General features: G+C 45.0%; 8 protein-coding genes and 2 pseudogenes. 5 read left to right on the top strand and 5 right to left on the bottom strand.

What is annotated here, in order from left to right; genetic code table 11:
- Window positions 1-43: 43 nt before the first annotated feature.
- The gene (cyoA, locus tag RGU75_RS18745) at window positions 44-973 is read right to left on the bottom strand and encodes a ubiquinol oxidase subunit II (RefSeq protein ID WP_322238567.1); all 930 of its coding nucleotides are present in this window, start codon (window positions 971-973) and stop codon (window positions 44-46) included.
- A 143-nt stretch (window positions 974-1,116) separates the two neighbouring features.
- Here cyoA and RGU75_RS18740 point away from each other — a divergent pair, with 143 nt between their 5' ends.
- On the top strand, window positions 1,117-2,466 hold the full coding sequence (locus tag RGU75_RS18740; RefSeq protein ID WP_322238565.1) for an MFS transporter: 1,350 nt from the start codon (window positions 1,117-1,119) through the stop codon (window positions 2,464-2,466).
- A 558-nt stretch (window positions 2,467-3,024) separates the two neighbouring features.
- Here the strand turns inward: RGU75_RS18740 and RGU75_RS18735 are convergent.
- Window positions 3,025-3,306, bottom strand: coding sequence for a hypothetical protein (locus tag RGU75_RS18735; protein WP_322238563.1), 282 nt, complete (start codon window positions 3,304-3,306; stop codon window positions 3,025-3,027).
- Window positions 3,307-3,426: 120 nt separating this feature from the next.
- Between RGU75_RS18735 and RGU75_RS18730 the strand changes: the two genes are divergently transcribed.
- From RGU75_RS18730 to RGU75_RS23985, 3 genes and pseudogenes are all read left to right on the top strand, one after another.
- Window positions 3,427-3,903 (top strand): hypothetical protein, encoded by a 477-nt coding sequence (locus tag RGU75_RS18730; RefSeq protein WP_322238561.1) that lies wholly within the window; start codon window positions 3,427-3,429, stop codon window positions 3,901-3,903.
- Window positions 3,904-4,467: 564 nt separating this feature from the next.
- Window positions 4,468-4,599, top strand: a pseudogene (locus RGU75_RS23990) (molybdopterin cofactor-binding domain-containing protein); the annotation flags it as partial.
- Between the two features lie 75 nt (window positions 4,600-4,674).
- Window positions 4,675-4,909: pseudogene (locus RGU75_RS23985) on the top strand (xanthine dehydrogenase family protein molybdopterin-binding subunit); the annotation flags it as partial.
- A 245-nt stretch (window positions 4,910-5,154) separates the two neighbouring features.
- Here the strand turns inward: RGU75_RS23985 and RGU75_RS18720 are convergent.
- Window positions 5,155-5,580 carry an RcnB family protein gene (locus RGU75_RS18720; protein ID WP_322238557.1) on the bottom strand — a complete coding sequence of 142 codons (426 nt, stop codon included), beginning with the start codon at window positions 5,578-5,580 and terminating at the stop codon, window positions 5,155-5,157.
- A gap of 328 nt (window positions 5,581-5,908) precedes the next feature.
- Complete coding sequence (locus tag RGU75_RS18715; protein WP_322238555.1) at window positions 5,909-7,333, bottom strand: MFS transporter; 1,425 nt, start codon at window positions 7,331-7,333, stop codon at window positions 5,909-5,911.
- 323 nt (window positions 7,334-7,656) lie between these two features.
- Between RGU75_RS18715 and RGU75_RS18710 the strand changes: the two genes are divergently transcribed.
- Complete coding sequence (locus tag RGU75_RS18710) at window positions 7,657-9,174, top strand: CHASE3 domain-containing protein (protein WP_322238552.1); 1,518 nt, start codon at window positions 7,657-7,659, stop codon at window positions 9,172-9,174.
- 861 nt (window positions 9,175-10,035) lie between these two features.
- Here the strand turns inward: RGU75_RS18710 and RGU75_RS18705 are convergent.
- Complete coding sequence (locus RGU75_RS18705) at window positions 10,036-10,239, bottom strand: cold-shock protein (protein ID WP_168057001.1); 204 nt, start codon at window positions 10,237-10,239, stop codon at window positions 10,036-10,038.
- Between the last annotated feature and the right edge of the window lie 99 nt (window positions 10,240-10,338).

The following is a 10,338-nucleotide window of genomic DNA, read 5'->3' as shown; positions in this document are numbered from 1 at the left end:
GCGACGCGCTACACAGCCCGCCGGACAGCCTTCTTGTAGGTTTTTATTCATGGGATTGGTCCATCTTTCCGTGCATACCATTCGCCATCATCTTGTCCATGCACATCTGGTTAGGCTCAACACATCGATTAACGATGGCATGGTACAGATCGTTGTCCACTGTGCCGTACTTGCGCACAGGCTCGCGTTGGCTAGGTTTTTCAAGCTGCATATAGTCGACACGCTTTAGTGCCCCGCCGCCGGCCTTGGCTTCCTGTACCCATTTATCAAAATTTTCCGGCGTCATGCCATGAAATTTGAAGCGCATATCTGAAAATCCGGCACCACTATAATTGGCCGAAAAGCCTTCGAACTCACCGGGCTTGTTGATCACTGCATTAAGTGAAGTTTGCATGCCTGGCATCGCGTAAATTTGACCGGCGAGTGCTGGAATGAAGAAAGAGTTCATCACTGAAGACGCCGTAATTTTAAAGTGAATAGGCACATCAACCGGAGCCGCCAATTCATTCACGGTGGCGATACCTTGTTCGGGATAAATAAATAACCATTTCCAGTCAAGCGCCACAACTTCAACCGTCAATATCTTGGTCTCGGCGGGAATTGGACGCGCGGCGTCAAGACGCGTAAGTTTTCTATAAGGGTCTAGCGTATGCGTACTGATCCAGGTTAATAGACCAAGGGCGATGATAATGAGCAACGGCGCGCCCCAGATGACCAACTCCAGCTGCGTCGAGTGATCCCAATCCGGTTCGTAGGTCGCCTTAGTATTATTTTTTCGATAGCGCCATGCAAACAATATTGTCAGCGCGATCACAGGAACTATGATTAGCAACATCAATAATGTGGACACGACAATGAGGTGGCCCTGCTGAACGGCGATGTCACCAGATGGATTCATCAGCACCGTATTGCAGCCAGCCAACAAAAAGGCGGGAAAGAGCATCCATCCGCGACGAACAATTAGGGAGACCATGCAGGAATATTCCAGTCGAAGCAATAAAATATGATAATGTACATCTGGCGGTATGCCTTGGCAATTGGACGTTTTGTCCTACCCTAGCGAGCAATATGAGGGGTGGGACCGTTCAACACCTAAACCCAAATTGAGAACGAATCATGACCAGCATTCACATCCATAGTAGCGAACTTCCCGCTGATTTTAATTCAGATTCGAACCGCTCTAATGTTCGAAACAACAAATCTGATCACGCCCAAATCGCGCCAGGTGAAATTGCGATCGGCGTAGTTATCGGCCGCGCCTCCGAATATTTCGATTTTTTTGTCTACGCGATGGCGTCTGTGTTAGTGTTTCCGTCGGTATTCTTTCCATTCGAGTCTAGACTGGAGGGGACACTATACGCCTTTGTTATTTTCTCTTTTGCTTTTCTTGCGCGACCGTTCGGGACAATTGCTTTTATGGCGATCCAGCGCAAGTTTGGGCGCGAGGTCAAACTCACGGCTGCGCTTTTCATGCTGGGTATCTCAACTGCCGGTATTGCGTTTTTACCTGCGTATGAGCACTTAGGTTTTGCCTCGATCGTTTTGCTGTCATTTTTGCGAATTGGTCAAGGGATTGCTGTCGGCGGTTCGTGGGACGGCCTACCCTCGTTGCTGGCACTTAACGCTCCACAAAATCGACGTGGTTGGTATGCGATGCTTGGACAATTAGGCGCTCCGGTCGGATTTATGATTGCGGGCAGCCTGTTCGCCTACATGTTATCCAACCTGACAACTGATGACTTTCTTGATTGGGGCTGGCGCTATCCGTTCTATGTGGCATTTGCTATTAACGTGGTGGCATTGTTTGCACGCTTGCGATTGGTATCCACCAATGAATACGCGCGTTTGCTGGATGAGCGTGAACTGGAGCCAACCAACGCCATTGAGATGACCCGATCGCAAGGCCGCAATCTGATCATCGGTGCGCTCGCGGCACTTGCCAGTTATGCATTGTTTCACCTCGTTACCGTGTTTCCATTATCATGGATCAGTTTATATTCGCTGCGTTCGCCTAGTGACTTCCTAGTCATTCAGGTGATCGGTGCGGCACTGATGGCGGTAGGCGTGATTGCATCAGGTTTGATTGCTGACCGTTTAGGGCGACGTACGACTCTGGGCGGTTGCGCGATATTGATTGCGGTACTCAGTGGATTTATACCAACGCTAATGAACGGCGGAGAAATCGGCCAAAATATTTTCATTTGGGTTGGCTTTAGCTTGCTCGGATTGTCGTATGGCCAGGCTGCAGGTGCAGTAACCTCCAACTTCCTTCCAAAGTATCGCTATACGGGTGCTGCCTTGACCTCGGATCTTTCCTGGCTGGTCGGCGCGGGCTTCGCTCCATTGGTGGCGCTTGGTCTTTCTGCGCATTTCGGTCTTGCCTATGTAAGCTTCTACTTGTTATCGGGTGCTGCATGTTCACTGGCAGCCCTCAGTCTTAATCGCGCTTTAGAGATTCGCGATTAAGTAATAAGGCATGACCCAAATTGCTGCAATTTTTCGACCTGGTCGCCTTTGTAACAATAAGTGTCTTGAGGTATTTAAGTATTTTTGATTAGGAATTAAACGCAAATACCGAGATATTTCTTCTCCGCATTTGCGTTTCCCGCTCAAAAACTACACCTTGCAAATTCGATTGTTTCATCTAAACTTATCAAATAATAATCTTATTTAAGTGCAATTATTATTAATAATACTCTGCAGAAAAAAGAAACATCACATTTTCCCGTCAAATAAGTCTAGAAATCTCGTTGTCACAGTTAATTTTAAAGCTCGGCCTTGAGAAAATATTCTGGAATCCACTTATAAACATAAGGAGAGATCGTGAAAATCAAGCTGACTGCTACCTACCTTGTTATAGGCGCTTTTATTACTCCTATTGCACACCCAGCTGATGATGATTTGAACGCACATTGAAAACCAGCAATGTTCTACAAAGATTCCGTTAAAACAATTAAAGTCTAGCTTGTAGGAACGCTGATGACTTGGCGCATATAAGAATTACATCTCATTTTTATGTCGATTTTAATTAATTACTAAGCCTACATTATTCCTTAAACCATCTTTCCATGGAGCGTATATGTTGACCAAACCTTTATTAATTTCGGCGATTATTGTTGCCACAATGTTAGGTGGTTGCAAGAAAGCGGATAACTCAACAGCTGCAGACTCATCACCGACCACCCCGATGCAGGCTCCAGCGGCGACCGCTCCCGCAATGCCTCCACCTGCGCCCTCTTCCACTCCTTCTACGATGGCACCAGATACAACTTCGACACCTTCTGCTGCAAGCGATGCTACCAGCACAAACTCTTCGCCTTAGTAGTATCCCGTGACCAAGCAACGCGTATGAAAACAAAAATACCGTGCGCGCTGCTTGGGATAAGACGCAGTTAAACATCGTCTACTTTTTGGTTAGGTGCATCAATGAAGTTATCAGGCCGCATGTTCATCATTGCAAACCTGGCGTCGCTTCCGGTGGCATTGGCGCAAGTGCCCGCTTCGTCTGACATTCAGAATGGTATGCAACCTGAGATGCAGCCACCCTTAGCCAATGTAAGCGTTCAAGAACGAAACAAGAACGGCTTCACTTATGTTTGCGGGGGCGTAGGCTCAGACGAGTCTGCATACCTCAAGCAGATCGCGAAGAACTACGACTTAATGTCGACTTTTGCCCGCCGGGATGGCAGCTATCTGGCCGATATTAATATCGCGATTAAAGACAAAAGAGGCCAAGCGGCATTAAAAATTACATGTCCTGGGCCGATGATGTTGGTCAAATTTCCGCACCCCGGCACTTATCAAATTCAAGCCGAAGTAGGAGATAGCACGGTGACGGAAACGATTCAGATTCCCGCTAAAGGCCATCCGTCCTCGAAGGTCTTCGAATGGCCAGCAAGCTGATATCAGAATCTTTTCAAGAAGAGGTAATCTTCTTAATAGCATAGAAATGATTGATGCCGACAAGGTCTAAAATACGCTCCAGCGGCAGTATGTTGGGTTATTTGTTCGGTTATTTGTTCGGTTATTTTGTTCGTTTTTTTAGTGCAACTCTGAACGGCCACCGCTGCCACGTCCGCTATGACGCAACGGATTGCGGTGAACCAACAAGGGACCAATAGTAGTCCAAGCCCCTAGAGCACGCTAACGCGGCGGCACAGTAACTGCGATTCACGTACCAAAAAGAAACCGTTTTAGTCGATTTTTCTCGTGCTAAAAATGTTTTATATTCACCATAAAAAGCCAAGGACGAAGATATTGATACGTATCGCAATATTGAAGCCGGTCAGCGCAGTGCCACCGCATTAGTAGACGCGATTTGCACTACGTCAATGGCGCATCTTAACCGGATAGAACCGCACACCACTATCGGAAACTGGGGATCATTTAACGCTCTATGACGCGACATAATATGTTTCCGGTCTACGTACAACGGTTTCCAAAGGCTTGGAAATATAGCCAGAAAAGGTGCGCGTCATATGCCCTTATGTTGGTGGTAGATTTGGCGGTATAGGATCAACCTGGTTTCACGTGGTGCCAGCGGCAATGGTCGCGCGTCAACTAGGCCAACCCGTCAAATTGGCACTTAAGCGCCCTCAAATGTTTGGTCCAGTCCTTCATCGCCCCAATACTGAGCAACGTTTCATGCTCGCTGCCAATATTGGTGCGCGTTTTGATCGTGCAACGAATCTGAATCTTGCCGAATATAATGTTCCCGTCAACGCGGATGTTCGCAGTATTAATATCATTGCGGTAGATGAAAACGATCCGCATATTAATTCTTTAGGAGCATGAGGCATTGGCGAAATCGGCATCACTGGTGTGCGCAGCCATTGCTAATGCCGCTTATCACGCGACGGGGAAACGCGTTCGAAATTTACCGATTACTTTAGATAAGATTATCGAGTAGCCCTGACGTGACCTAATTAATGACAGGATTATGGAAAACAATGCTTCATGTCACCTTCTAAACTATGACTGAGTCATAAGTGACTAGCGCCGATGCTGGATTGATTATCGGGGGCGACTACTCTGTCCATCGCTTTATAGCGCCTAGAGAAGGACAGAGAAATACTTTTTAAACATTATTTTGGCACTTATATCTATACGGATAAAGCCCATAATTTGCCGCATTAATGTATAAATATATGGGTATCAATTGTTCAGCAGAAGCTGCAAGATAATACCCGTGCCGATAGCGGCCAGAACATAGTCGCCACCTGTTTGAACCCAATGGTAACCACGTGGCGGCGCACTTAAATGATGTCCACGCCAATCGCTCACTACATATTGATTATTACGGTATTCAGGCGGAAGGCGACCTCCGCGGCGGAATTGGTGGTCAGGACCAGCTCCACGTTCATCTCTGCGTGCATCAAAGTTATTATTACGATGATCATCACCACGGTGCCTTTGATCGTCACGGCGTTGCATTTGATCGTCACCGCGTTGCATTTGGTCGTTTCGTCCGCGGTCGTCGTGATTCCTATCATTGCGATTCCCATAATCCTGAGCGAACGCAACGCTTCCTGAAGATAACGATATTGCTATTATGGTCGATAAAATTATTTTACTTTTCATGCTGAACTCCATTGTGTTGTGAAGCTTATGCGCATGCAGCAATTGGATTCGTACCAAACACCGACTCCGATTAGGCCAATCTTAAGTGGGAGTGATACTTACTAAAGATAAAAACATGGCTTATCACTGTAGACAGAAAAATCTCATTACAGTTCATTACTGAAAAGTAATTTTCATCAGATCAATTCTACTCACGGTAATAGAGGCCCGCCAATTTCTTTCACGTTATTGCGTGAAAAAATAGATGTTTGAAGAGCGAAACAATCAACTAACAGTGATATTCAATATAAACGCCGCGTTTTCTCGAAACTACATCTCTATGCCTTCATCAGCGTTGGGAGGATTGATGAGCGATCACGTGATGCGTCACGCCAATTTTGCACCAATACGCCAACGCTGCAGCCATCAGCAGTAAGATCATCGAAGTCAACATGGCGCCACGTATATTATTAATGATATCAGCCGAGGATCCTACTGCAATCAGGGCACCAAAAATAGCGACACCGAGCGCGCCACCGACTTGCCGCGCTGTATTCAGTACCGCAGATGCAGTACCAGCCTGATGACGCTCAACGCTCGACAAAATCGAGGTAGTCATTGCAGGAACAGCTAACCCCATACCGGCTGGAATTAATGCCAAACCCGGCAACATTTCAAAGAAAGTGGCACTGGTCGATATACCTATTGCACCCAGCATCGCATATCCGGTGGCACCAATTAGTCCACCTAAAATCATTGGCATACGCAACCCTGTACGCGCCGACATCCAGCCGCTAGCGATATTAGAAATAATAAACGTTCCGGTAAGTGGCAGAAAGGTCAAACCCGCCTCCATGACGGAAAAGCCACGCACCTTCTGCAAATAAAAGCTCACTATAAAGATCACGCCATAATAAGAAAAATTCACCAATACGCCGAACAGCACTGCGCCGGAAAAGCTTACTTGACTAAATAATCTCAACGGTAACATTGGTGCGCTCGAACGTCGCTCGACAATCAAAAATGCAGCGCTGGCAACAAAGGCCAGAGCTAACCCACCCTGCACAAAATGATGCGATAAGCCAAGTGGTTGAACCTCTATGACCGCACCAATGAACGCCGTAAGCGCGATGATTGCCAATAATTGGCCCGGAACATCAAATGAACGTCCGGGATCCTTTCTAGGCATGTGTGGGACGATTTTGCGCGTCAATATAAATCCAGCAATACATATTGGAATATTGACCCAAAAAATACCCCGCCAACCTGTACCGGAGACGAGCAAGCCACCAATCACTGGCCCGGCAGCAATCGAAACACCTCCCGCCGCAGTCCACCAGCCAATGGCTTTAGCGAGCAGTTTTTTATCATGCGCATAGGCAAAATTAAGTATAGCTAACGAACTTGGCACCAGCAATGCAGCACCGATTCCTTGTACTGCGCGTGCAATATTTAGCGCAGTTGCAGATGGCGCAAGTGCACAAGATAACGACGAAATCATAAATAATACAAATCCAATGAGAAACACCCTCTTGGACCCAAACTTATCGCCCATTACGCCTGCTGACAATAGAAATACAGCAAAGCCCAAAGTGTAAGCATCAACTACCCATTGAAGATCCGTTACGCTCGCGCCCAATTCTCGACCAATCTGGGGCAAAGCGACGTTCACAATAGTCACATCTAACTGGACAATGATAAAAGCAAAGCTGGTGGCCAATAAGATTCCCAGCGGAGGTGCTTGTACCAGTTTCATGCTTGATTCGTTATTCATGCCATCCTCAGTCCAGCCTCGGCTCGTTCAGCCTCTGGACATTTTCTAAAAAAATAAACAGCCACGATCATAAACTGCTTTTTGTTTTTATATTTATTCATGCGCAATGAGATAAGCATGCTCAAATTGGCAACAGTATGACTCCCCTTTTGTAAAGACTTCTAAATATAACAATCAATAATAAACAGCAAAATTAATTACCGCGAACCCGGATGGTTCCCATGGTTTAACCAAGTTTTTACAGCAATTGAATGTCCAAACACAGTTGATGATGACTCTTTTTTGAATGGCAAAGAGGGCCACAAGGCGCGTATGAAGAATCTTTGGAGATTTTTAAAGCCAAGAAATCCAGTTGGAATAAAAATATCTTAAGCACATTTGCTCCACGTCAACCCGGCCGACTTAACTTCCCCGTCAACCACCCACCATGCTATTCTGTGGTTGTTTTATTAACTAAATTTTCTGAGGCAAGCCAAGTGAAGAAAATTACCTCCTCATCCTTACCGGGCTATGTATTAGTTTTGTTTGTCATTTGTCTCTTGATGTTTACAGGGATAGCCATCACCAATTATCAGAACTTACAAAACCTCAAACAAAACAACCAACAGATGGAGCGCAGTTGGGCGGTACAAGATCATCTAAAAAATATTAATCTATTGATTTTGGACGCTGAAAGTAGCTTACGTGGCTATTTCATTTCTGGGGATCAAGGCTTCCTCGGGCCATGGGAGCTCGCAAAAGAAAAATTAGATCCTGAGTTCTCTACTTTGAGCGTGTTGATTAACGGGAATCCAATACAGCAACAGTACTTAGCACGCTTGCGCGATTTGTATAATCGCAAGCTTAAGAAATTTGAAGAAGGTGCTGCGCTATTTAAAGCGGGAGGATTAACTGACGTAATAACCATCGTCCGAAAAGGTGAGGGAAAACAGATAATGGATCAAGTTCGTGCCTTAGACGTTGTAATGGAAAAGGATGAATTAGAGCTGTTAACGACAAGGCGCAATCGTTTTTACCTTGAGTTCAACCGTACACTATTGATTGGCGCAGTGATCAACTGTTTGGGTTTACTCATTTTAGTTATTTTCTATCGCATGATCCAAATGAATTTTTCACGACAGCGGATCGTAGAAAATCAACTTAAACTAATCAATGAAAATTTAGAAGCGATTGTATTTTCGCGCACGGAGCAATTATCTAAATTGTCCAGGCATCTGTTAAAAGTATCCGAGGAGGAAAAAGCGCAACTGGCGCGCGAACTGCACGATGAGATGGGGTCAACCCTGACTGTTATCGGCATGACGTTATCGAACGTAACGTCAGAACTTGAAAAAACTGCTCCTGTCATAGCAAAAAAACTATTGAGGGCAAAACACGCATTGCAAGAAACCGTTAGCGTAAAGCGTCGAATTATTGAAAACTTGCGCCCGAGCATGCTGGATAATTTAGGCTTAGCGGCTTCAATAGAAAGTCACTGCGAAAGTATTACTCACATGGCCGGTCTTTCTTATGAAACGGACATATCGGAAGAGTTCGAAAATATTGATCCGGATTGGGCTATTGCGTTATTCCGAATAGTGCAAGAGTCACTCAACAACGTCATAAAATACGCCAATGCATCCCATGTCAAGATCACGCTCAAGCGGGATCAAACCGGTTTATGGCTACAAATACTCGATAACGGCATCGGTATTTCAGAAGACGCGTTAACAAAGCCAAAATCACATGGGCTGTTGGGAATGCGTGAACGGATTCTCTTATTAGGAGGAACCTTTACTATCGCGCGACGAAAAAATGTCCAGGGTACGTTGATCGAAGCCTTTATTCCGTCTCAGCCATAAGCGATTCTACGCATCGGACGATGGCATCCATATTTTTCAAATGGTTATTGACTAATTTAAGTGGCATCTACTTTATAGAAGACGATACCTTGTGAAAACTATGAGTTTGTTGCTTCATTCATTCTATGAAACAACAACAGTAATAAAATACACTCATCCATGCGTATTCTTTGAGCGAAACTCATTGGTCAGTTAAAAGAAATTTTTCTTTAGGCTATCAACCGGCGGCACATAATTGATTACTTTATTGGCGGCTTTGAAGGCTGACATGATAAACGCATCGCTGCATTCATACGATTCCATATAGCATCATGTTTGCCTCCCTTTTTAGCTACTTGCTTAGCAGTAACTTGATGAGATGTTGGACCCTCAACTGGAGGATGAGATTGTAAGGATTTATCTTCTTCTCGAAACAATGGGCTACGAGGCATAACTCACTCCCTATCAAATTTGTTGATCGGATGTTAATTTAGGATGCTTCTTGATTTTTATTTTTTTGCATTCTGAAATGGTCAGAATGAATGTGATATCTATTAGATTTAACAACCGCCAGATTTTTTAAAATGTTTTATATCTGTGCGGAAATTCAAAGCAGGCTGATTGAAGGATTACTTTTCTGTCAAACATGAACGTTTACATAGATGATTAACTAAAAAACGATCAAGTAAAAATAAGAAATTCTCAACTGTAAGACAAGAAAGATGCACGTAAAGTTTCACGGTATAAGCGCTTTAACACGATTAATTAAGTACAAATAACGCCGCTCAACAACACTTTCTTTAGTTGCAGAAAAGGCTCACGCTCCGTCCCGAACGTGAGCCTTTTAATCATGTGGGCGTAAAGCCCCACGCACATCACGCGTTAAGGATTTTGAATATTAGAGGCTTGTTTTCCCTTGGGGCCTTGCGTAACGTCAAACGTTACTTTTTGTCCTTCTTTAAGAGTTTTGAATCCGCCCATTTGGATGGCAGAGAAATGTGCAAATAAATCTTCTCCTCCATCATCGGGGGTGATAAAGCCAAAGCCTTTTGAGTCATTAAACCACTTGACGGTACCCGTTGCCATAATACGTCCTTCCAAGATTAAACGCCGAACGAGTTGCGAGGACCTCAGATACTGACCATCCCTTTAACTCTCCTCTACTAATAAGGACGCAATGGTCAC

The sequence above is a fragment of the Glaciimonas sp. CA11.2 genome, assembly GCF_034314045.1.
In the GTDB taxonomy this organism is placed as follows: domain Bacteria; phylum Pseudomonadota; class Gammaproteobacteria; order Burkholderiales; family Burkholderiaceae_D; genus Glaciimonas.
The sequence above is the reverse complement of the archived record's forward strand: the minus strand, read 5'-3'. Positions and strand labels throughout refer to the sequence as shown.